26 protein-coding genes are annotated in these 22,175 nt (G+C 60.3%); 13 read left to right on the forward strand and 13 right to left on the reverse strand.

Going from position 1 to position 22,175, the window contains the following annotated elements; genetic code table 11:
- Positions 1-52 precede the first annotated feature (52 nt).
- Positions 53-232 (forward strand): DUF7836 family putative zinc-binding protein, encoded by a 180-nt coding sequence (locus tag AArcSt11_RS04575; protein WP_250595057.1) that lies wholly within the window; start codon positions 53-55, stop codon positions 230-232.
- Here the strand turns inward: AArcSt11_RS04575 and AArcSt11_RS04580 are convergent, their stop codons facing one another.
- On the reverse strand, positions 233-637 hold the full coding sequence (locus AArcSt11_RS04580; protein WP_250595058.1) for a translation initiation factor IF-2 subunit beta: 405 nt from the start codon (positions 635-637) through the stop codon (positions 233-235).
- A 196-nt stretch (positions 638-833) separates the two neighbouring features.
- On the opposite strand from AArcSt11_RS04580, the gene AArcSt11_RS04585 reads away from it, so the two are divergent.
- On the forward strand, positions 834-1,067 hold the full coding sequence (locus AArcSt11_RS04585) for a UPF0058 family protein (RefSeq protein ID WP_250595059.1): 234 nt from the start codon (positions 834-836) through the stop codon (positions 1,065-1,067).
- Positions 1,068-1,182: 115 nt separating this feature from the next.
- Here AArcSt11_RS04585 and AArcSt11_RS04590 read toward each other — a convergent pair whose 3' ends face one another.
- The gene (locus AArcSt11_RS04590; RefSeq protein WP_250595743.1) at positions 1,183-1,689 is read right to left on the reverse strand and encodes a DUF555 domain-containing protein; all 507 of its coding nucleotides are present in this window, start codon (positions 1,687-1,689) and stop codon (positions 1,183-1,185) included.
- An 89-nt stretch (positions 1,690-1,778) separates the two neighbouring features.
- The gene (locus tag AArcSt11_RS04595) at positions 1,779-2,276 is read right to left on the reverse strand and encodes a DUF7523 family protein (RefSeq protein WP_250595060.1); all 498 of its coding nucleotides are present in this window, start codon (positions 2,274-2,276) and stop codon (positions 1,779-1,781) included.
- A 100-nt stretch (positions 2,277-2,376) separates the two neighbouring features.
- On the opposite strand from AArcSt11_RS04595, the gene AArcSt11_RS04600 reads away from it, so the two are divergent.
- Together AArcSt11_RS04600 and AArcSt11_RS04605 are read left to right on the forward strand one after the other, a co-directional pair.
- Positions 2,377-3,261: a CbiX/SirB N-terminal domain-containing protein gene (locus tag AArcSt11_RS04600; RefSeq protein ID WP_250595061.1), complete on the forward strand. Its 885-nt coding sequence runs from the start codon at positions 2,377-2,379 to the stop codon at positions 3,259-3,261.
- Positions 3,261-4,334 (forward strand): DR2241 family protein, encoded by a 1,074-nt coding sequence (locus tag AArcSt11_RS04605; RefSeq protein ID WP_250595062.1) that lies wholly within the window; start codon positions 3,261-3,263, stop codon positions 4,332-4,334. The genes AArcSt11_RS04600 and AArcSt11_RS04605 overlap by 1 nt, the downstream gene beginning before the upstream one ends.
- A 26-nt stretch (positions 4,335-4,360) precedes the next feature.
- Here AArcSt11_RS04605 and AArcSt11_RS04610 read toward each other — a convergent pair whose 3' ends face one another.
- From AArcSt11_RS04610 to AArcSt11_RS04620, 3 genes are read right to left on the reverse strand one after another with little or no spacing between them, the layout of a single operon-like run.
- Complete coding sequence (locus tag AArcSt11_RS04610) at positions 4,361-4,942, reverse strand: DUF7524 family protein (protein ID WP_250595063.1); 582 nt, start codon at positions 4,940-4,942, stop codon at positions 4,361-4,363.
- Between the two features lie 45 nt (positions 4,943-4,987).
- A complete protein-coding gene (locus AArcSt11_RS04615) occupies positions 4,988-5,176 on the reverse strand; it encodes a methytransferase partner Trm112 (protein ID WP_250595064.1) in 189 nt (62 codons plus the stop codon).
- Between the two features lie 45 nt (positions 5,177-5,221).
- Positions 5,222-6,616 (reverse strand): adenylosuccinate synthase, encoded by a 1,395-nt coding sequence (locus AArcSt11_RS04620; protein WP_250595066.1) that lies wholly within the window; start codon positions 6,614-6,616, stop codon positions 5,222-5,224.
- 122 nt (positions 6,617-6,738) lie between these two features.
- Between AArcSt11_RS04620 and AArcSt11_RS04625 the strand changes: the two genes are divergently transcribed.
- Both AArcSt11_RS04625 and AArcSt11_RS04630 read left to right on the forward strand, forming a co-directional pair.
- Positions 6,739-7,407, forward strand: a complete 669-nt coding sequence (locus tag AArcSt11_RS04625) for a cupredoxin domain-containing protein (RefSeq protein WP_250595068.1) — start codon at positions 6,739-6,741, stop codon at positions 7,405-7,407.
- A 110-nt stretch (positions 7,408-7,517) separates the two neighbouring features.
- Positions 7,518-7,823: a hypothetical protein gene (locus AArcSt11_RS04630; protein WP_238478994.1), complete on the forward strand. Its 306-nt coding sequence runs from the start codon at positions 7,518-7,520 to the stop codon at positions 7,821-7,823.
- On the opposite strand, the gene AArcSt11_RS04635 is transcribed toward AArcSt11_RS04630, so the two are convergent.
- The 7 genes from AArcSt11_RS04635 to AArcSt11_RS04665 all read right to left on the reverse strand — a co-directional run bounded on the left by AArcSt11_RS04635 (position 7,820) and on the right by AArcSt11_RS04665 (position 16,444).
- Complete coding sequence (locus AArcSt11_RS04635) at positions 7,820-10,432, reverse strand: DUF7527 domain-containing protein (RefSeq protein ID WP_250595070.1); 2,613 nt, start codon at positions 10,430-10,432, stop codon at positions 7,820-7,822. The two genes, AArcSt11_RS04630 and AArcSt11_RS04635, sit on opposite strands and share 4 nt — an antisense overlap.
- 88 nt (positions 10,433-10,520) lie before the next feature.
- Complete coding sequence (locus AArcSt11_RS04640; RefSeq protein WP_238478996.1) at positions 10,521-10,799, reverse strand: UPF0058 family protein; 279 nt, start codon at positions 10,797-10,799, stop codon at positions 10,521-10,523.
- 83 nt (positions 10,800-10,882) lie between these two features.
- On the reverse strand, positions 10,883-11,521 hold the full coding sequence (locus AArcSt11_RS04645; protein ID WP_250595072.1) for a DUF998 domain-containing protein: 639 nt from the start codon (positions 11,519-11,521) through the stop codon (positions 10,883-10,885).
- A gap of 62 nt (positions 11,522-11,583) precedes the next feature.
- Positions 11,584-12,741 carry an ABC transporter ATP-binding protein gene (locus AArcSt11_RS04650; RefSeq protein WP_250595074.1) on the reverse strand — a complete coding sequence of 386 codons (1,158 nt, stop codon included), beginning with the start codon at positions 12,739-12,741 and terminating at the stop codon, positions 11,584-11,586.
- On the reverse strand, positions 12,731-14,293 hold the full coding sequence (locus AArcSt11_RS04655) for an ABC transporter permease (protein ID WP_353617693.1): 1,563 nt from the start codon (positions 14,291-14,293) through the stop codon (positions 12,731-12,733). Before AArcSt11_RS04655 ends, AArcSt11_RS04650 begins: the two co-directional genes overlap by 11 nt.
- 123 nt (positions 14,294-14,416) lie before the next feature.
- On the reverse strand, positions 14,417-15,562 hold the full coding sequence (locus AArcSt11_RS04660) for an extracellular solute-binding protein (protein ID WP_250595078.1): 1,146 nt from the start codon (positions 15,560-15,562) through the stop codon (positions 14,417-14,419).
- Between the two features lie 225 nt (positions 15,563-15,787).
- Entirely contained in the window at positions 15,788-16,444 is a 657-nt protein-coding gene (locus AArcSt11_RS04665; RefSeq protein WP_250595080.1) for a MaoC family dehydratase, read from the reverse strand.
- Between the two features lie 182 nt (positions 16,445-16,626).
- On the opposite strand from AArcSt11_RS04665, the gene AArcSt11_RS04670 reads away from it, so the two are divergent.
- The 7 genes from AArcSt11_RS04670 (at position 16,627) to AArcSt11_RS04700 (ending at position 22,130) form a co-directional block, all read left to right on the forward strand.
- Complete coding sequence (locus tag AArcSt11_RS04670; RefSeq protein WP_250595082.1) at positions 16,627-16,938, forward strand: AbrB/MazE/SpoVT family DNA-binding domain-containing protein; 312 nt, start codon at positions 16,627-16,629, stop codon at positions 16,936-16,938.
- Positions 16,931-17,419 (forward strand): hypothetical protein, encoded by a 489-nt coding sequence (locus AArcSt11_RS04675; RefSeq protein WP_250595084.1) that lies wholly within the window; start codon positions 16,931-16,933, stop codon positions 17,417-17,419. Before AArcSt11_RS04670 ends, AArcSt11_RS04675 begins: the two co-directional genes overlap by 8 nt.
- 43 nt (positions 17,420-17,462) lie before the next feature.
- The gene (locus AArcSt11_RS04680) at positions 17,463-18,020 is read left to right on the forward strand and encodes a poly(R)-hydroxyalkanoic acid synthase subunit PhaE (RefSeq protein WP_250595086.1); all 558 of its coding nucleotides are present in this window, start codon (positions 17,463-17,465) and stop codon (positions 18,018-18,020) included.
- A 7-nt stretch (positions 18,021-18,027) separates the two neighbouring features.
- Positions 18,028-19,416 carry a class III poly(R)-hydroxyalkanoic acid synthase subunit PhaC gene (phaC, locus tag AArcSt11_RS04685; protein ID WP_250595088.1) on the forward strand — a complete coding sequence of 463 codons (1,389 nt, stop codon included), beginning with the start codon at positions 18,028-18,030 and terminating at the stop codon, positions 19,414-19,416.
- An 85-nt stretch (positions 19,417-19,501) separates the two neighbouring features.
- Positions 19,502-20,239 (forward strand): beta-ketoacyl-ACP reductase, encoded by a 738-nt coding sequence (locus AArcSt11_RS04690; protein ID WP_250595089.1) that lies wholly within the window; start codon positions 19,502-19,504, stop codon positions 20,237-20,239.
- Positions 20,240-20,465: 226 nt separating this feature from the next.
- The gene (locus tag AArcSt11_RS04695; RefSeq protein WP_250595091.1) at positions 20,466-21,743 is read left to right on the forward strand and encodes a trypsin-like serine protease; all 1,278 of its coding nucleotides are present in this window, start codon (positions 20,466-20,468) and stop codon (positions 21,741-21,743) included.
- 54 nt (positions 21,744-21,797) lie between these two features.
- Positions 21,798-22,130, forward strand: coding sequence for an Ig-like domain-containing protein (locus AArcSt11_RS04700; protein WP_250595093.1), 333 nt, complete (start codon positions 21,798-21,800; stop codon positions 22,128-22,130).
- Positions 22,131-22,175: the final 45 nt, after the last annotated feature.

Raw genomic sequence — 22,175 nt, forward strand, 5'->3', positions numbered from 1 at the left:
GTTACTGACCGGGGAACAACCTTTATGACACTGCTATGTGTACACTATTGTCATGGACGAAGCGTCCGCACGACTTCTCTGTCCGGAATGTGGTAAAAACTGGCAGTCTGCCGTGAACGGACTTCCACACTCGCGTGACGTCTATCACTGTCCGAACTGTCACGCGAGCCGTCAGCTTGCGGAGTTTATGCGCACCGATCGGGACCTGGAGACGCTACAACAGTTCGAGTAGCTACTCACCGGTCGGTGAGATCGCGCCACAGGCCTCACAGCGGAGCACGCGCGCGCCCCGCTCGCGCTCAAACCGGGTGTCTGGAAGCCCACACTCATCACAGAGGACGAACTCCTCGGCATACTCGTCGAGCGCGTCGGCAATACGTGCGTCACGGAACGACCCAGTGAGCCGGGCGCGGCCACTCTCGTCGATTTCTCCGTTTGTCCCCAGCTCGTTTTGCAGGAACTTGATCACGTGAGTGTCCTCGCGCCCGAACCGATCGACCGTGGACTGGAAGTTTTCGAACACCGTCGTCGAACCTTCTTCTCGGACGTTGGGATCGGGGATACTGAACCGGCTCGACTCATCCGTTATGTCGGGAGTCCCTTCGATCGCTCTGTCGAGTTGCTCTTCGTAGTCCATATCCGGCCCTAGCTAACAAACGAACATAAACGTTCAGCACTTCGTACATACTCGACGACGGTAAGTCGAAGTTATGCCTGACTGCGTGGGGGTGAACTGTGCACTCGAATGCTGAGCGTACCGTTCGGCACGAAGACATGTGGTAACGGCTCTCAGGATAATAATATAACCCTGCACTCTATAGTCGTATGTGCCCATGAAGAAGCAGGAGCTCATTCACCTTCACGGACTGCTCGCAGAAGTATCAAACAACTACGAGGAGTACAACAAGCTTTCGCTCGATTACTCCGATTACGAGGATCTCGGTGTACGACCGACATCCATCCACAAATCGAAAACCGATCACAAGGCCGCTGTCTTTGCACTTGCGAACTGTATTACCTCTGACCTCGACGAAGAGACTGAAGCCGTTCCTGCGACCGCGGACTGAGATTTCTTACATTGCGATTCTCCCTGAAGCCCTACTCCCGAAAGCGGTGCGCTCGTCGAACGCTGTGTCAGCAGATGAATAGATCTCGTAGACTACAGAGTTTCGCGCTGGGCGGCTACTCGATCAGGTCCTCAAACTCGGGGAGAACCTCGTCATCGTCGGACGACTCGGCAGCCTGTTGCCCGTCCGCGTCGTCCTCACCAGTCTGCTGGTTCCCGTCGTTGTCGCCGTCACGTTCGTCCCCGTTCCCGCTATCGGGCTGTTCTTCATCTCCCTCGTCATCTTCCTCGATCGTTTCGATTTCGATCACTTCCAGCGGGATGTTTTCGAGGCGTTGCCCGATCTCCTTGCGGGCGATCCGCGAGGCGTGTTCTTCGCGTTCGACGTTGAACACGGTCATCTCCAGTTCGAGGGCAACTAGCGCCTCGTCGGCAGCGATGAAGGCCGGTTCGAGCTCGCCATCGCAGTGCGGACACGCGCGCTCGCCCATGTCGATCTCGACGTAGTTGAGGTCCGGGTTGAGCATCGCACCCGTTTTCGAGATGGCGATCCGAACCGCCTCGTCGGGCGTTTCCACGTCGTATACCGGCACGGCCGCCTCGACGACAACTCTGCAGTTCATGCTCATTTGTGTCCTTCGGATTGAAACAGTATGAAGGTTAGCCCTGCCCCCGCCCTCCTCCGGGACACTCTCTTTGCGAACTGACCCGGTCAGTACCCGTCAGGGACCGGTAGCGACCCGACCGCGTCCTCAACGATCCGGAGCGCGTTGGCCGCGTCATCGTTGTCCACGACCAGCGTGAGCTCGCCGTCGACACCCGCGGCCGCGGCGAGTTCGATCCCCGCAGCCTGTAGGCGCTGACAGACGCTCCCCAGCGCGCCGGGCGGCACATCACCGGACGCCGAGATGGCGGTGTAGGGTCCGTCAGGCTCGACGCCGACCTCGCCGAGTCGGAGCAATGCATCGGGATCCGGTGCTTCGGTGATCCCCACTCGACGTTGCATCGTCACTGTCGCACGAACCGGTTCCTCGTCGTACGATTCCAGCTCCTCACCGTAGCGCCGAAGCGCGGTCGCGATCGCTTCTTCGTCACCGTCGATCTCGAGAAACCGGGCGGCAGCAGTATAATTGAGGACATCCGCCCGAAGTGCATCGAAGAGGAACGGTTGCTCGCGGACGGCCGCTCGAGTCTGTTCTGCGAGAGACATATCGTCGTGGACGCACTCGGGAAGATTAAGTTGTGGGGCCGTCGTTGCGAGCGATTCCGCAGCCGAAGTCCCTAAGAGAGTTCGGGCCTGAGCGTGGCCTATGCAAGCGCTGGTCATCGTCGCACACGGTTCACACCTGAATCCGGACTCAAGTACGCCCACCTATGATCACGCGGATCGGATCCGCGAGACAGGCGCGTTCGACGAGGTCAAAGAGGCCTTCTGGAAGGAAGAACCGAGCTTTCGAGAAGTACTCCGGACCGTCGAGAGCGACGAGGTGTACGTCGTCCCGCTGTTCATCAGCGAGGGCTATTTCACCGAGCAAGTGATCCCCCGCGAGCTCCGACTGGACGGTTGGGACATCGAGGAGTGGGACTCCGAGGACGGCGTCAGTGCCACACAGGCCACGCTCGGGGCGGGTGACGTCGAAAAGACGATCCACTACTGCGGCCCGGTCGGCACCCACGAAGCGATGTCGGACGTAATCGTCCAGCGTGCCGAGTCGGTCACCGCAGACCACGACGCCGACATCGATGACGGGTTCGGGCTCGCAGTCGTTGGCCACGGTACCGAACGCAACGAAAACAGCGCGAAGGCAATCTACTACCACGCCGACCAGATCCGCGACCGCGGACGCTTCGACGAGGTCCAGTCGGTGTTCATGGACGAAGAGCCGGAGGTCGACGATGTCACCGATTTCTTCGAGTCGAGAGATATCGTCGTCGTTCCACTCTTCATTGCGGATGGATTCCACACCCAGGAGGATATTCCCGAGGACATGGGACTGACCGACGACTACCGGACCGGCTATCCGGTTCCGGGCGAGGTCGACGGTCACCGCCTCTGGTACTCCGGCGCGGTTGGCACGGAGGCGCTGATGGCCGACGTCGTGCTCGAACGTGCGGCGGACGCCGGAGCAGATGTCGGGACGGCTATCGAGCAGGTCCGCGAGGCGACGAGCGACGAGCCGGTGGCGGGTGACTGATGAACGCGCCACAGTTCGACGCCCTGCTGTCGGCCGCCGAGGATGGGATCGAGTTCGAGGGGCTGCTCGTGGAACAACATGGGGACGAGTATGCCGTTCATATCCTCGACGAGGAGTACACCGAACTCGCCGAGAGCGAACTTCACGAAGTTGCCACGGACCACTCCCCGTACGTCACGGACTGGTACTACTGGACCCACGTCGTTGACACCACCAAAGCGGACCGACTGGCGTTCCTCCAGTGGCTCGAAGACGCGGACGGACTTTCTCCACCGGAACGATACACCAAACTGGACGATGGGGTCACCTGTCACTGGGGAGAGCTAGCAATCACGACTACAGTCGACGAGGACGGGATCAGACAGTACGACGTACGACACGTCAACGACATTGACCACGACGCCGCGGATCTCGACACCTACGACGACCCGCTTTCCGCCCGTGATCTCACCACCTACGACGATGACGGACGCTATCGGCCCCTCAAAACCGCCCCGACGCTCCAGTCCGGCTGGACCTTCCCCGCGCTCGACGCGCCGGATCTGCTCCAGACGATCGAGTACATTTATCCTGCAACCGTCCCGAACTGGCAGCGCGAGCGCGAGGGGGAACTCGATATCAGCCACTGGCGAGACACTGCAGAACGACAGACGGGCATCTACGAGATTATTGAGGAGATAGACCGCGAGGCGGTCGAGTGGATCGCCGAGGCCTGCTGTGTCGACTCACAGTGTACCAAACGCCGCGAGTGGCAGTACGCCGAGGACGACCACCTCGCCGCGGACGGCGGCGACGGTGAGTACCCCTGTCGGGAGCCCTGCTCGCTCGTCGTCGCCGCGGCGCGCAAGTGGACGACACTCGAAAACGAGTCCGAGAAGACCTTTCAGGTCGATCTGACCCTGAGCGAACTCCGCCAGATCGAGGAGATCATCGACACCGTCGCCGAGGGACGTGTCGACGAGATCCGCGAGGCGGACGTCTACGAGGGTGCCAACCGATATCGAGCGCGCTATCTGCGAGCCAAACGGTTCGACGAGGACGGCGAGCTAGCGGCCCACGAAGTCGAGGAGTAACAGTTCAGTCCATCCGTTCTGCGGCGCTACGGCCGGAGCACCGTTGCGATACTTCCAGCGACCGCCAGCACAACCAGTACCACGGCGAGTACGACCACGAGACTGTCGATCAGCGTCGCGGCAACGAGCCCGACCGCCAACGCGATGACCGCGAGCAAAACAAGCGCGGCCGTTCCGGGATCTAGCTCACGCTTCAGTACCGCGATGAACTCCATCGGATCGGACTCGACCGAACGGCCACCGTTCGCTCGTTTCGGCGTCGGATCGGCGTCAACGCCGGTCTGCTGGGGTGAGACAACAGAGACCGGGAGCTCGATCCGTGTTTGCCCGTACCCCGTCGAAATTGTCAGGCTCCCTTCGAGCGGTCGGTGGTCGGTCGTAATGTCGATCCCGAGACGGAGTGTCTCGTTGGTGGGGATAAAGGGGTTCGGCGTCGCGACCGCACCGCCAGCGGCGAGGTCGCCGTCGAGTCCGATGTTGACATGTGACGCGTCGCCATGGTTCTCGATGACGACCTCGAACCCCTCGGCCACCGCCAGTGAGGACTCCGCTGGCTCGATGGCGTGGCGTTCGTCGCGGTTCAGGTGGACGCGAAGGTCGTCAGGCACATCTCACCGGTTGCAGCGAGAGGGTAAAAAGGTTGACACCGACGCTCAGGCCGCTTCGCGCATATCCGGCGGCAGCAGGTTCGGGATCCCGTCCTCGATCGGATAGGTTTCGCCACAGTCGGTGCAGGTCAGCGAGCCTTCCAGGATTTCTTCGCCCTCTCGCTCGTCGACCTCCAGTTCAAGGTCAGCTTTGTCGAGCGGACAGCAGATGATGTCGAGCAGCGACTCTTTCATATCCCTACGGTGGGATGCGAGGGAGAAAAACGTGCGGGTTTGCGCTCAGTTTTCGAAGGGGTTCTCGCGGATGACTGTCTCGTCCCGACCCGGTCCGACACCGATGGCGTACACCGGCGTATCGAGTTCTTCGCTGAGATACTCGAGGTAGGTCTTCGCGTTTTCGGGGACGGCATCGTAGCCCTCCCGGGCAACGTCGGCCCAGTCGGCGTCTTCCCAGCCAGCGAACGTCTTCAGATTCGGTTCACAGCGTTCCCAGCGTTCGGTCGTTGCCGGGATCGTATCGATCTCTTCGCCGTCCAGGGTGTACGTGTGGCCGACGTTGACTTCGTCGAGTCCGGCCAGCACGTCAATGTGGTTGACTGCGAGCCCCGTAAAGCCATTCGCACGCGTGGCGTGGCGCAACATTGGCATGTCGAGCCAGCCGACGCGTCGTGGACGGCCAGTGACGGTCCCGAACTCGCCTCCTTCTTCGCGGATGTAGGTGGCGAGTTCGTACTCCTTGCCTTCACCTGTGCCCTCGATCTGTGCGTCTACGTCGCCCAGCTCGGTCGGCAGCGGCCCCGATCCGACCCGGGAGAGATACGCTTTGACGATGCCGATAACTTCGCCCTGACCGACGGTCGTGGGTCCGAGACCGGTACCGACTGCCGCACCACCCGCCGTCGGGTTCGAGGACGTGACGTAGGGGTAGTTCCCGTGGTCGATGTCGATCGAGGTACCCTGTGCGCCCTCGAACATCACTTCGCCCCCCTCGTCGATTGTCTCGGCAAGGAACTCGCCTGCTGCGACGGTCATGTCTTCCTCGTCGAGGCGTTCGCCGAACCGGCGGTACTGCTCGTAGAGCGCGCTGACGTCGAAGGCGTTCTGCACGTCGACGCCCTCGATCACGTCGTCCACGTCGGCAAGCGAGACGTTGTAGACGTCCTCGATCAGCGCGCGTTTCTGCGGGACGACGTACTCCAGACGCTTGCGGAGTACCTCGGGATCGAGCAGGTCGCCGATGCGGATACCGCGGCGTCCCGCCTTGTCCTCGTATGTGGGGCCGATACCGCGGCCGGTCGTGCCAACCTTGATATCTGTGTCACTTTTGACGTCCTCCTCGATGTTGTCGAGCACGCGGTGATAGGGGAGAATAGTGTGTGCACGACGCGCGACGCGGACGTCCGGATCGAGTCCCTGCTCGCGGAGGGTATCGATCTCGTCGAACAGCGTCTTCGGGTTGACGACACAGCCGTTTCCGAGGACGCCGACCTTTCCACGAACCGCTCCGCTCGGAACGAGCGAGAGCTTGTACTTGGTCCCGTCCTCGACCACGGTGTGGCCGGCATTATCGCCGCCCTGATACCGAGCGATTACGTCGGCAGCGTCGCCGTAGAGGTCGACGACGCCGCCTTTGCCTTCGTCGCCGAGCTGGGACCCGACGATGGTTACGGTCATAACACAGTCGGGTTCTATCGCTCCCGATAAACCGATTACGGTTTGCGTGGTTCGACCACGGACCACCCGCCGAGCGTGCACGCTTATGTCCTGTGTTAGCATAGCTTCACAGGAGAACGATGATGCCACAACAGCGACTGTCCCGGAGTGACGACGTTCCGGGCCAGAGCCACGCCGGGATGACGGCCCTCGGCGTCGAGACGAGAGCAAAGGGCGAGCGGTGCGATGGGGCCGAAACGAGCGGCATGAGTCGGCGCGCGGTTCTTGGCGGTGGGATCGGCACGTCCACAGCACTTCTCGCACAGCAAGAGGATGGTGAGGAAGAACCTGATGACGCGGAAAACGGCGAGGACGGAGAAACAGTACCTGTCGAACTCGTCGATTTCGCGTACGAGCCGGGGACCGATAGCCCACTCGTGATCCCGCCAGGGACCACCGTCGAGTTCGTCTGGATCACCGATACCCACAACATTGCTGTCGACTCCCAGCCTGACGGGGCCGACTGGGAGGGGCATGATCCGATCGAGGACACCGGATTCGAGTACGAGTTCACATTCGAGGTACCGGGGACCTACGAGTTTCACTGTGACCCACACCTCTCTGTCGGGATGGTCGGAACGATCCAGGTGGAGGAAGGAGCAACCACGAACGGTGAGAACGGTGCTGCCGTACCGGCTCTGCCGGGCGACGCGGTCACGCTGGCAGTCGGGACTATCGGTGCGCTGGTGATCGTCACGTTCATGGCCTACTTTTTCATCAAATACGGGGCCGAGTACGAGGAGGAACTCTGACCAGTGGAATCGAACGTGTTAACTACCACCACGAGAAAGGTTTCAGTCAGTCGATTTCTCCGATTCGGAGGGTAACCTTTAAAACCCGCTACGACAAGTTAACAAATGCCATGATAGACCGGCTTGAGAAAGAAGTGGACATGCTGGAGCGGCATCTGCAGGTACTGAAGATGGTCATCGAGAGCGAACCGATCGGAATCGTCAAGATGTCCAACGAAACAGGATACCCGCACCACAAGGTGCGCTACTCCCTGCGCGTGCTCGAAGAGGAGAACCTCATCGAGCCGTCCAGTCAGGGTGCGATCACGACCGAGCGCACCGCGGAGTTCGTCGACGAACTCGACGCAAAACTCGACGATATCGTCGACAAACTCGATACGATGAAAATCGACGACGCGGTCGAAGTCCAGAGCTAGAGCTCCGGTACGTTCAGGTGGAACTCGTCGCCGCGCGCCTCGACGAGACAGAGGTGATAGCCCTGTTTTCTGGACTGCTTGACGAAACTCATTCGTGAGTCCCGACTCAGGAAACTCCCGCTTGTCGCCTCGCTCGCCGCTTCGAGCGCTCCCGGCTCGAAGAACGAGGAGGTCACGAGGAAGGCGGCACTCAACGTCTCCGAACTCTCCTTGACACGGCTCGCATCGGACTCCAGTTCGACGAGCATTCGCTCGCCTGCGGGGTCCCGGGAGTCCGAAATATCGGCCACGATCAGGGGCTCGCCCATCCGGTTCCGGAACACGACGTCGAAGGCGGCGACCTCGGTCACCTCCTCGCCGTTCTCCGTGTACGTGAGCTCGATTTCCCCCTCGAGCTCGACACGGTCGATCTCCGGGATGGCGTCGTAGAGGTCACTCAGACCGCTCTGGTTGCCAGTATCCTGAATCTCGTAGAGCAGCGTCTCGACGATCCAGTCGACGAACTGCATCTCCAGCGTCCCGTCGAGGAAGGTGTCGTACGGTTCGCCCTGTACGGCCACAGAATCTGCCTCGAATGTCGTATGGCGTTCGAGTTGCAGGTTCGCGTTGACGTCCTCCGCGGTTGCCGCACTGTCGTGTGCCGCCTCCAGCGTCGCCTCGCCTTTCGACCCGTACCGGATGAACAGGTTTGTCCCGGAAATCGCCTGTGTGGGCTGGATCTGCTGGCTCGAATCGTAGGCCGTCTTCCCGGCGGCTTCGAGAGTCGATTGGAGTTCGTCACGCTCGGACCGGAGCCGTTCGACTTCACGCTCGAGCTGTTCGACCGTGTCTGCAAGCGACTCGTTTTCGGCCGCTAGCTCGTCGCGTTCGGTTCGGAGTTCCTCGCGGGTCGCATCGAGTTGTTCGATCTTCGCTTCCAGTTCGTCGATCCGTTCCTCACGCTCGGCGAGCCGTTCTTTCGGAACCGTTTCGGCTGTCGTCTGCTGGTCTCCGGACGGGGGCGTCCGGGTCGAATTGCCAGCCTGAGCGCCCCCCTCGTCGTGACGCTGCTCTGTGGTCGTACTCTCGCGTCGGTCCGGTGTCGACCTGGTTTGTCGATCGGAGCCAGCCGCCGATCGCTCCTGACTCGTCTGCTCGGGAGCGCTTCGAGCGGTAGATGTCGAACCGGACGCTTTCCCGGTCGCGTCCTCGGCATCGGGTTCGGGATGTTCCGTATGGACCGGATCGAGCGAGGGGATCACCGTCGTTTCGCGCCAGTCGGCCTCCGCACCGATGGGATCCTCCGGCGTATCGGCGCTGTCTCCGGATGGCGTATCTGCTCCGGAGGGTGTCTCCGAGACGGTTCGTTCCGGTGCCGCGACCGCCCCGGTGTCGGCGTCGCTGGTCGTTGGCTCGTCCGGAGCTGTGTCACTTGCTGTCGTCTCACCTGGACCCGTCTCACTGGCCGTCGCTTTGTCTGTGGTCGTCTCACCGGCGATCGGCGTGTCATCGACGCTGCCCCCGACACGCTCCTCAGTATCCCTGTTCGGTGTGTGTTCCGCGATCTCCTCCGACTCGTCCGACGGGGGCTCGGCTGTTACACTCCCGTCGACAGGTCGGTCGTCGGACTGCTCCGTGGCCGTTGGATTGTCGATTCTGTCCGCAGTGGACTCGTCGTCCGTGCCTCGGTTCTCACCGGCGGTTGCAGATGTGGTCTCATCCGCGACGTCCGAGGGCTGGCCGGAGTTTCCGAGGCTGCCGGATTCCCGAGTGGCCGCCTCGTCGGACTCAACGGGGTCCGGAGCCGCGTCAGCTGTCGGATCGATACTCTCAACTGTCTCGCTCTCGTTCGTGTACTCTGCCTCCTCTCCCGGCTGAGCGCTCGTCTGTCCGCCTGTCGAGGCGTCCGGAGCTGTCGTGGACACCTCTTCCGACGCGTCTTCTATCTCCCCCGCCGTCTCGGCAGTCTCATCCGTCGTCGGGGTGGGGTCGACAGTCGAGGGGTCCGGGGCCGATTCGGACGGTTCCGGGGACGAGTCGAGGCCCTCAGCCGATGTACCGGCGCCCTCGACAGTCTCCGGTTCGGGATCCGCTTCCGGAATCTCGATGACGTCGACCTCGGCGTCGACGACCTCGTAGATGCCGACCTCGTCGTTTGCCCGCTCGAACGCCTCGTCATCGCCCACCAGCTCCTCTCTGGTACCGACGAACGCGGCGCTCATCGAGCGACCGCCGTAGTAGACGACGAAGTAGTCGCCACTGAGGACGTTTTCGCTCAGTTCGAGGTAGCCGGTGAACGACCCCGAAGTGAGCGTGTTGTCGACCTCGCTGACCGGCGTGTCTTCGGTATAGTACTTCGCCCGCGTCTCCGTCTCGCCTTCCCACATTGTGAACAACAGTGGGAGTGCGGGCTCGGGAGCAACATGGGCGGTGCCCGATGCGTCCTCGAACGCCTCGATACTGCCATCGTGGACGCCGATAATCCGGCCGTTGAGCATGAACAACCACGTCCCAGCGGTCTCGACCGCGCCGGTAAACTCCGTTCCGGCGAGATCACGGAGCCCCTCGTACCCACCGGAGAAAGGTCGGGACTCCCACCGCTCGACGCGCTCAAGCGTGCGCGTATTCATACCGAGTACAAGCCACAAGCGAAACAAATACTTTCCGGCGTCTTCCCCGCAGGCTGGAAATAGGGTCGCCCGGCTCAGGTCGTCCGGCTCAGATCTTGCCTTCGGCGTCTTTTGCGAGCTCCTCCATGCGCTTGCCGATGCGTCCGGCACTGGAGAACTCGTCGTCGCTCATTGCGTTCGCGAGGGCGTTGCCCAGGACGAAGACGGCGTGTTTGTGCTCGCTTTTGGATTTGTGGACGTGGGATGGGTCCACTTCGAGTTCATCATAGGGCTCGAACAGCTCGTCGTCGACACCCTCGCGCTCGGCGAAGTTCTCCATGATGATGACCATCTGCTCGTGAAGCTCCAGAAGCTCGTCTTTGTGCATACGGACCTGTAGGAACGTCCATGGTTTAAGGATTACTGCCAGCACACCGGAAACGGGTACGAGCGACCTGTTGCGCCCGATCGCTACCGATCCAGTGTGTCGGGTAGTGGCGGCCAGTCGAGTTTCTCCCGGGCGGCGACGGCGGACCAGCCACCGAAGATCAAAGCCCCAACGGTTTCGGGGATTGCGAGGCCGGGGATCTGCCCAGTGAGCAGGGCCGCCCAGACGAGCCACGCCACCAGGTGAACGATGCCGAGCCAGATCGTCACGAGGCCCCAGCGCGTCCGACCAGCGAGGACGCTTCCAGTCCCGTGAGTCCACATGAAGACGATCCCGAGCAGGTAATGTGCGATCGCGACTGCACCATGGGGATCGCGTGGGATGTAGTAAACGCCGACCAGCGCGAGCGCGATCAGCGCGCCCGCGAACTGGGCTGCACCGACCCGCTGTAGCGGATGGTCAGCGTCCACCCAGAGCCGCCAGGCGAACGGCAGGCCGACGAGGCCTGTCAGGATCAGACCCCCGTTGAACAGAGCAAACTGTGGGGTATCGACGAGAAAGGACAGCGTAACGGATTCGCCAGCCGGGAGTTCCCCGAGGTTCGAGAGCGCGTCATCTGCCCAGACGAATCCCGGATCCACAAGTGTCGCCGCAAGGATCGTCACCGCCGCGATTGCCGGGGCGATCAGACCAGTCGCGGCTGCCGACGTTCGTCTATCCATCACACAGACAACTTGTTTATGGTGTATTAAAACTACGGCGCCTGCGGGTACTCGAACGCCACCTATCGACTCGGACTCCCTTTCGGGAACCAGACGAGCTCGTGATCGGCCGTGAGGGTCACGGAAACGGGTGTATCCAGATCGAGGGATTCGCTGTGGTTGTGCATACACTCGACTGTCTCGCCGCTGTCGAGTTCGACCCGGTAGAGCACCGAGGGGCCGAGATACCGCCGGTAGGTCACTCGACCGTCTGCCTCTGCTTCCGTCGTCGGATAGGCAAGCACGTCGTCGGGTCGGACGAGTACGTCGATCTCGGTCATATCGTACTGGCTCGCCAGCCCATGGACCTGGTCGCGATCGATCGACGCCACGGTGGTGTCGACCTCGTCACCCCGTACGTAGCCCGAGAGGAAACTCGCGTGGCCGAGGAAGCCGGCGACGAATCGGGATTTCGGCCGCTGGAAGACGGATTCTGGACGGCCGACCTGTTCGAGACGCCCGTCGTGCATCACCGCGACCCGGTCACTGATCGACAGAGCCTCCTCCTGATCGTGCGTGACCGAGACGGCGGTAACGCCGGTCTCTTTGAGGATCCGGCGAACCTCCTCGCGCATCTCGACACGGAGGTCAACGTCGAGGTTGGAGAACGGCTCGTCGAGCAGCAGGATTGTGGGTTCTGGTGCGAGCGAGCGGGCCAGTGCGACGCGCTGTTGCTGACCGCCTGAAAGCTCTTCGGGGCGGGAGTCGCCCTGCTCGCCGAGGCCGACGAGATCGAGCAACTCCGCGACGCGGCGCTGCTGTTCTGACTCGGGCCAGTCGTCGATGCCGAAGGCGATGTTCTCGGCAGCGGTCATGTGTGGAAAGAGTGCGAAGTCCTGAAAGACGACACCGATGTCGCGGGCATCCGGCGGAACGAAGGTATTCTCACCTGTCGCGATCGGCCGACCGTCAACGCGGATTGCGCCCGTATCTGGGCGTTCGAGTCCAGCGATCAGTCGGAGCGTCGTCGTCTTGCCACAGCCGGAGGGGCCAAGCAGAGTTAGCAGTTCCCCGTCTTCGACGGCCAGTGACAGCTCTTCGACGGCGACTTCCGTGCCGAACGTTTTCGAAATCTCGTCGATTGACAACAGTGGCTCGTCTGCCACCTGTTGCGGTGCGGTCTCCCGCTGCTGTTCGTGAGCGGCCTGCTCCGTCGTGGTAGTCGTTGATTCAGCTGACATTGTACTTTTCCTGTCGCAACAGTACGATCATCGAGAGTCCGGAGATCACGATGAGAATGAGGGCAGGCAGCGCCGCATACCGGTAGTAGACGCTCTCGTGGGCGGCCCAGATGATCGTCACGAGCGTATCGTACCCGATCGGCTGGAGCATCAGTGTCGCCGGAAGCTCCTTCATCGTCGTCAGGAAGACGAGGACGCCCCCCGCGATCACGCCCGGTGCGATGAGCGGGAGCGTAATCCGGCGGAACGTTTCGACACGACCGGCATTCAGCGTCCGGGCGGCTTCGTCGAGGCGCTCGTCGACCTGTAGTACCGACGTTCTGGTACTCCCGACGGCCTGCGGGAGGAAGCGAACCACGTACGCGAACACGAGCAACGGCACCGTCCGGTAGACCCACGGCAGGTAGTTCGAGCCGAAGAAGACGAGCGCGAGCCCGATGACGATGCCGGGCACCGCGAAGCCGACGTAGGTCATCCGCTCGAATAGTCGGGCGGATAGCGAGTCCGACCGGGCCGCCATGTAGCCGACTGGAATCGCCAGCGCACTGGCAACGAGGGCCGCCAGCGCCGCGAGCGTGACCGAGTTGACGACGTACTCGAGCTCGAACTCCAGCGAGGCGACCTCGCCACCGGTCCCCTGGAAGAACCACAGCCCGAAGATCGCAACTGGTACGACGAGCGTGACGAATCCGATACCCGCGAACGCACCCATCGCGGGCCACTTCCACGCGCCAAGTCGGAGTCGCGCGCCGTCCGCGCCCCCGGCGCTGGCGTCGTCGTCGTGGCCCACACCCGCCTCGATAGCGATTACGATCGCCGTCACGGCGATCAACTGGAGGGAGAGCAAGGCGGCATACTCGACGTTGAACGCGCCGTACTCCCAGTAGATCGCGCTCGTGAACACTCGAACCTGCATGAATGCGGGCGTCCCGAAGTCAGAGATCGCGTACAGGGCAACGAGCAGGGCCCCGGCAGCGATTGCGGGACGGATCTGTGGGAGCGTGACGCGACGGAACGCCTCGAACCGGCCGGAGTTGAGCGTCCGGGCGGCGTCGACGAGCGACGAGTCCATCGACAGCAGGGCCGCTCGCGTCGTCAGAAAGACGTACGGATAGGTGTACAGCGTGATAATGAGGGCCGCGCCGTAGAACCCGTAGACCTCAGGAAGACCGACACCCAGCAGCGAGCTCAGCTCTCCTCGCGGCCCGAATGCGGAGACGAACGCGAACGCGCCGATGTAGCTCGGGACGACTAGCGGCAAGGCGGCGACGATGGTCCAGAACCGGCGGTACGGAAGGTCAGTTCGAACGGTCAGAAAGGCCAGTGGAACACCGATCAGTATTGAGGCGATGGTCACGGTAGCCATCAGCCCGACGCTGTTGGTGAGGATCTCGACGGTATCTGCGGAGGTCATCAGGCTAGCTGCCCGTGCGGCTTCAACATCCGAAGCGCGCAACACGAGCCATAGTAGTGGCGAGACGACCAGTGCCGCAATAGCACCGCTCAGTAGAAGGAGACCGACAGATGCGGCATCGGCGTCGTCCGATGTCACCAGTTTACTGAAACGATTTGTTCCCACGGGACAACTCTATCAGCCCAATTCGCCCGCGAAGGTTTTAGGCTTTCCTAAATCGGAGTCCGTCAGTGGACCGACCGACGGGCTGGCCAACCAACCTCAGACAGTCATTCCTTCTTCGCGGAGCAGGTCACTCGCCGGTTCCAGATCTCCGAGCGCGTTCAGGTCGAACGACGGCGGGTTGATCTCGTCGACGGTCGGGAGGTCCCCGACGTAGTCGACGCCGTCGACAACGGGGTACTCGCCGTTGACGTCGACGAAGAACTCCTGGCCTTCCGCGGCGAGGATATGTCGGGTGAACTCCGCGGCGAGGTTCGGCCTGTCCGAGGCTTCGAGGATGGCGACGCCGGAGACGTTGAACAGACAGCCAGGATCGTCGCTGGTGAACGCAACGTCGAGCGTAGCGTCGGGATCCTCGTTCAGAATTCGGCCCGCGTAGTACTGGTTCCCGAGGCCAATATCCTGATCACCGTATGCGACCTCCTCGGCCTGCTGTGAGCCGCTGGAGTACAGTGTGGCGTTTTGTTGGTTCACCATGTCACTAATCCATCCCCGGGTTTCGTCCTTGCCTTCCATCTCGATCATTGCCGTGATGAACGATCGGAACGTTCCGGAGTTCGGCCGGGTCGAAATGATGTCCCGGAACTGCTCGTCCTCGGCATACGCGAAGATGTCGTCAGGCAGATCCTCGCCGTCGAACTCGTCGGTATCGTACATGATTGCCCGGACGCGGCCGGACGCGCCGGTCCACCGGCCGTCGGGGTCGCTCTTGTCGTCGTCGACTGCCCCGATGATGTCTTCGGGCAGTTCCCGCGCGAGGCCGTCCGATTTGAGTGCTGCAAGTGCCCCCGAAGACTGCGTGTAGAAGATGTCGGCAGGGCTGTTCTCGCCTTCCTCTCGAAGGCTGTTGAGCTGGTCTTCGTTACCGTCGTGGTCGATGCTCAGCGTAAAGTCGGGATACTCGTCTTCGATCATCTCGAACAGCGGATCGATCTGATCCCGGGAGCGCCCGGAGTAAATCGTCAACTCGCCTTCCAGATCTCCGAGATCGTCCCACGATACCGCGGTTGATTCGAGTGCCGCAGCCTGTGGGCCGTAGTCGTCGAAGGGATCGCCGGGGTCGTCGCCGAGACAGCCAGCCAGCCCGACCGATCCGGCAACAGCAAGGCCTGATGCCGCAAGTACGCGCCGGCGGGAGTGGTCGATTACAGTGCGCCCGGCCCGACCGGAACCATCGTGTGCCATATCCTGATTTAGGTCTGCCTAAACAATATATAGTTGGCGATTTAGGCTGGCCAAAAACACAATAACCGTCGAATGGAGGGTGTAAGATCCTGAAGGATACTCTAATCTATAGCGGTAAGAGCGGGAACAACGTAGACGATAGTGCAGTTCGGCCCGCGCGAACACCGGCTATCGTCCAGCGCGCGGATCGACTCGCTCTCAGCCGGACAACCGGTTGGCGCGTGGCTACTCCGCGGGCAGGTCGTCGATCAGTACGACTGCTTCGCCGTCGATGATCGTCTCCCCCTCCTCGTCGCTGACGATCGTGCTGAGGCGGTACTGATCGTTACCGAGCGCCTCGATGACCTCGACGGTGGCTGTGACACGGTCGTCGATCCGGACGGGGCCACGGAACTCCAGATCCTGTGAGAGGTAGATCGTCAGCCCGGGCAGGCGTGCGAGGGCGGCACTGATGAGGCCCGAAACGAGCGTCCCGTGGGCGATCCGACCGCCAAAGCGCGAGTCTTCGGCGAACGCCTCGTCGATGTGGAGTCGGTTCGTATCACCGCTGGCGAGTGCGAACCGTTCGATGTCCTCGTCGTCGATCGACTTGCTGAAACTGACGCTGTCGCCCACGGTGATCGCGTCGGCCCGCTCGACCGAGCGCTCGAACTGCCAGTCCTTGCCCTCGAACGCGAGCGAAGGAATCGAACCGGACCGTACTGTAGCGCCGTCCGTGCCCGGCCTGGCCTCGTTGTCATCGTGTGCGTCTCCGTTATCTCCCGCGACCCCGATGGCGGCCCGGTTCATCGCTGTTGCACTCTTTACTGCGCTCTCCCCCAGTTGCATCCACGCGCTCGTGAGATCCGCGAAGGGGATCGTAGCTCCCGTATCCTCGGACATACGTACCACTAGGTGAGGGCCTATAAGTGTCCTCTGGCCACGGTATCCGTCCGCACGGTGAGATATCCACGTGTCCGACAGATCCGGGGGATAGCCCGACGGCCACCATCTGAAACCATCTGACACCATACAATACCATTTGACGGCAAGAGTTAAGTCTCCAGGGTGTGTATCGAAACGTGATGACAGACGAGACGACCGGGATGGGGTGGCCGCCAGCGATGTTTGCAGAGCAGTTGCAGGAAGCGAGCGAGCAGGCCGTCGAAAGCCAGCAGGCGCTCGCGAGACAGTTCCTCTCCGCTGCGAGCGCGGGATCGAGTAGTATGTCCGGTTTCCCGGCGATGACGATGGGAACCGCGACGTTCAAGACCCGCGTGCAAAGTGGCGGGCGGATCAGCATCCCGGACGCCGAACGCGAAGCCCTCGACATCGATGAGGGCGACATCGTCCAGACGATCGTCATCCCGATCAACACGAGTGATTCCAATGAGTAACCCAGTCCAGACAGCCTTCGACTTCCAGCGTACCGTCCTCGAATCGAGCCAGCGCATGACGAAAAGCACCGTCGACGCCCAGCAGACCGCGATGACGGCGTTTGTCGACAGTATGGCGACCGTCGAGGAGATGGGTGAGCAAAACGCCAGCATGACTCAGGACGCCATCCACAGCTACTTTGACGCCGTCGAGGAGATGACGCCCGAGGACAACGAGATGGATTTCACCGAGGTTCGTGAACTCGTCGACGAGCAGTTCGACGCCTACGGCGAGGTCAGCGAGGAGACCTGGAGTGCCATCCACGAGGCACTCGACGAGGCCAACGCGGCCTTCGAGGAGGCGAGCGACGAGTACATAGAGGCCGTCGACGAGGGCTTTGACGCCTACCTCGACGTTCACGAGGAAGTCGAATCGAGCGCCGTCGAGATGGCAGAAGAGATGGAGTCGACCGCCGAAGATATCGACGTCTCCGCCCCGTAGCCCGCCGAACCCTTTTGTTTCGTGGCTGTGAAACCTGTTTACTATGACCGACACATACGACACCGACGCAGTACAGAATAGCTGGACCGAGTTTATGGAACAGATGAACGAGCAGTTCGTCGACGCGTTCGAGGAGAACATCGAGGCGCAGGCGGAGTTCGTCGAGGCCTGGAGCGACACCGTCGACTCCGCCAGCTCCGACGAGCAACTCAGCGAGGGCGTCGAGGGCTACGCCAGAGCCTATCAGGTCTGGATGGAGGCGGCCGAGGAGATGGTCGAACGCACGGGCGACGCCGCGGCGGGCGAGGACGTCTCTGTCGACGAGTTCCGGGATATCTGGCTCAACAACGCCAATCAGGCGTTCAAAGAGGTCATGTCGACGTCGGCGTTCGCGGCGATGACCGGCGAGACCGTCGGTGATGCCCTCGAAGTCCAGCAGATGGCCGACGAGAGCGCCGAGGCGACGCTCCGCCAGCTCAGGATGCCGACCCAGAGCGACGTCGAGGAAATCGGTGAGCGACTCGTCGAACTCGAACGCCGCCAGCACGCCGTCGAGCAGAAGATCGATCGGGTGCTCGAACACGTTCAGGACGGGGAGTAACCGACCGATGAGAAATCCCTACACCGCCACGCTGGATCTTCAGCGTCAGGCCTGGGAGAACGCCGCCGAGCTCGTCGAGTCAGCGGGCACGATGCCGGAGGCCAACGAAACCATCGCCGAAGTCGACGTCGGCGCGACACCAAAGGAGACCGTCTACGAGGAGAACAAGCTCGAACTGTATCACTACGAGTCCCAGACCGACGAACAGCACGACGTGCCGATTCTGATCGTCTACGCGCTGATCAACCGCCCGTACATCCTTGATCTACAGTCCGATCGGTCGGTCGTCCGAACCCTGCTCGAAAACGGATTCGACGTCTATCTGATCGACTGGAACGAACCCTCCCAGCTCGACCGATCGCTAACGCTCGAGGACTACGTCACCCGGTACATTGACAACTGCGTCGACGTGGTCCGCGAGCGATCCGGTCAGGACAGTATCAACCTGCTTGGCTACTGCATGGGCGGCACGATGTCGACGATGTACGCCTCGCTCTATCCCGAAAAAGTCCGCAACCTCGGCCTGATGGCCGCCGGGCTCTGTTTCGACGAGACCGGCGGTGTGCTCGAACTCTGGGGCGATGACGAATACTTCGATCCCGAAGATGTCACCGAAACCTTCGGCAATGTCCCCGCCGACTTTCTTGATATCGGCTTCGCGCTAATGGATCCCGTCGAGAACTACGTCACCAAGTACGTCCGCTTCTACGACAACGTCGAGGACGAGGAGTTCGTCGAGAACTTTGCACGCATGGAAGAGTGGCTCGGTGACGGTATCGATGTCGCCGGTGCGACCTTCGAGGAGTTCATCGAGGATATCTACCAGGAGAACAGGCTCTATCGTAACGAACTCGAACTCGGTGGGGAGCACGTCGATCTCGAAAACATCGATATGCCGGTGCTGAATATCGTCGCCCATTACGACCATCTCATCCCGCCGGCGGCGTCGAAACCGTTCAACGATGTCGTCTCGAGCGACGATACGACCGTCATGGAGTTCAAGACCGGACATATCGGCATGTCGGTTTCCTCGCGCTCGCACGCTGAACTCTGGCCGGACGTCTGTGAGTGGTTCGAGGAACGGTCACAGGACCGGGTTGAGACGGAGTCTCACTCGACCGAACCGAAAGAACACGACGCGGCACTCGCGGAGGATGTCGCGGGGGACGACACAGGCGCTTCGGAGCTCGATGTGGAACCCGTCTCGGACGAAGCCACGCCGGTCCAGACGATCGACGGTATTGGCCCGGCCTACGAGGAGCGGCTGAGCAACGCTGGCTATGGAACGGTTGCCGAACTTGCCGCGGCGGACGCCGACACCGTTGCCGAGGAGTGTGAGCTCCCGCCGTCCCGCGTCGAGGGCTGGATCGAGCAGGCTCGCTCGCTCGACGACTGAGCGCACTGCTCTCTTTTTCGGCTCACTTTTATTACAGTGCTCGGTGATGACAGTATTATCACGGGAAACGCCCGTAGTATACACTATGGACGACAGGACCTGTCTCATTACGGGGGCATCACGGGGTATCGGTCGGGGGATCGCGGAACACCTCGCGGCGGAAGGGGCGAACGTAGCGATCAATTACCGGAGCTCGACAGCCAAAGCCGAGGATGTCGTCGAGGAGATCCGATCCGCGGGTGGCACCGCGATGACGGCCCAGGCCGACGTCACCGGCCGTCGCGAGGTCGAGGCGATGCGCGAGGAGATCCACGACGAGTTCGGCGAGATCGACGTGCTGGTCAACAACGCCGGGATCACCCAGGACACCCGCTTCGAGGAGATGACCCGCGAGGAGTGGGATCGGGTGATCGACGTCAACCTCGGCGGCGTGTTCAACGTCACCCAGACGTTTTTCGACGACATCAAGACCGCCGAGGAGGGCCGGCTGATCAACATCTCCTCGATCGTCGGCAAGCAGGGCAACTTCGGGCAGGCGAACTACGCCACCGCGAAAAGCGGCCTCTTTGGCTTTACCCGGACCATCGCGCTCGAACTCGCCCGGTCGGGCTCGACCGCCAACGCCGTCTGTCCGGGATTTACCGAGACCGACATGCTCGCCGAAGTCGACGATCACATTCAGGAGCAGATCCTCGAAGACATCCCGCTCGATCGGTTTGCCACGATCGACGACATCGGCGCGACCGTGCGATTCCTCGCCAGTGAAGACTCCTCGTATATCACTGGCGAAGTAATCGACGTCAACGGCGGGATGGATCTCTGATGCAGTCGCTACGCGTGGCGTAACTGCAAAGAAACGAAAAACGATCGCCTCAGATACCGTCCTCGAAGTCCTCGAGCGCGTAGCTCGGCTCCGCGCCGCGGCGGTCGAGCAGCTCGTTGGTCATTAGTAGGCAGGTTCTTATATTAAATTGGCATACTTTCTACTATATAATAGAGGTTCATTCTAAGATATAAAGAATAAGTCTATGCGAAAATGGTGATTAACCATGGATAGTAGTAAACTATCTCGGATGGGCCGCCGCCGGTTCGTGGAAACGCTGACGCTTGCTGGCGTAAGTACGCAGACTGCAACAGCGATCTCACCAGAAAAGCTTAAAGAATTAACTGATGACCCTTCCGAGCGTGTCCCGATCCACAAAGGTAAAGAGATCGACCGTGACAAACTAAATAAAGACGGAACCCTCGATGGCCTACCTCAAGTCAAGGATAAGTTCGTCACAGTTTCTCGAGATGAGTGGACAGTAGTTGAGAGTGCGAAGGACGCAGCAAAACGTGTGAACGGCAAAATAAACGAGTTGGATGACTCCGGTTTGATAACCGCAGGGGTTACTATCGATACTAGTGGGCACCATCGGCAGCACACGGTCAAAGTGACCTACACAGAGAAAGAGTCAAAACTCACAAACAGAGAGAATGCGGATAGGGAGTATGTTCACAAGCCTGATATCGAGTTCGATGAACTTCGGAATAACATACCTAATAAAATAGATGGCATAGCTGGTAATCCTAGTGGTATGAGCGAAACCGTTGAAGATATTCCGGTATTGGTAGAAAAAACCCAGAAAACACCAGAAGAAGATGACATCACAACTAATTGTGGTGAAAAGTCATGGTGGCGGAAGTATTATGATGACGACTACCGGCCAGTGCCAGCAGGTGTTGACCAAAATATATCTGACCACTCAGGTGGAGGGACTTTGGGATATCCTGTCACATACGATGGAAACCGAGCTTTTGTAACAAACGCACATGTGACTCACGATACGGATGATGAAGACGAGGACGACGCAATTGGAAGACTGTCTCGACAGCCTGTAGAGGCCATCGGTGAGGTTGTAGAAGCTAATTACGAGCCCAACGGTTCAAGACACGATATTGGTATAATTGAAATTTATGATGATTTTACTCGGTCATATAGTTTAGCAAATGACGACGGTGGATATGGCGAATTAATAGATGGAACCATCTCTTGGTCGTATCTACATTATTTACAATCAAATAAAGACGATGTTTACAAGCAGGGGGTGACTACTGGGCGATGTAGTGGCAGGATAATGGAGCTGAGAACTGACGGCCACGGTGCAAAAGAAGTTATAATTAGAGCTACAGCGGAGGATGGTGACTCTGGTGGACCATACTTTATCCCGGATTGCAATAATGTAAAAATAATCGGCATACACAAAGCATCTACCGATTATAATGCGTATGGGTTACATCATAGTCGTCTTGATCATACCCTCCCCGGTGAAATATCCCTCTTCTAGTCGATCATGAATCTGACCCGTAGACATTTTATTCAAGTATCAGTTATCCCATCCGTGGTCGGCTTGACCGGATGTACTATACTCGATAGAGATATCAACCACAACCTCCGAGTTCGCAATCTCACAGAGGAAGATCAACCGGTCACAATCAAAATCACAGTTGATGATGAACAGGTCTTCAATGAACAGCTCACAGTTGAAGCCGGGTCCAGCTCTGAAATTATCTCGTTAAACCAACCCGGCGACTGCGAAATTGTCGTCGACGCACCAATCGGTCGTTATTCGGAAAACCTGACAGTACCACTGCAGGATCCGGATCAAACATCGAAAACGGACATCGATATACACGAAGACAAAATCGAGTTCATATCCTACGCCTTAGATTGATACTCCGACGCCTGGACCAAGAACAAGTTGAATTTTAAATATGAA

The sequence above is a fragment of the Natranaeroarchaeum aerophilus genome, assembly GCF_023638055.1.
Taxonomy (GTDB): Archaea; Halobacteriota; Halobacteria; order Halobacteriales; family Natronoarchaeaceae; genus Natranaeroarchaeum; species Natranaeroarchaeum aerophilum.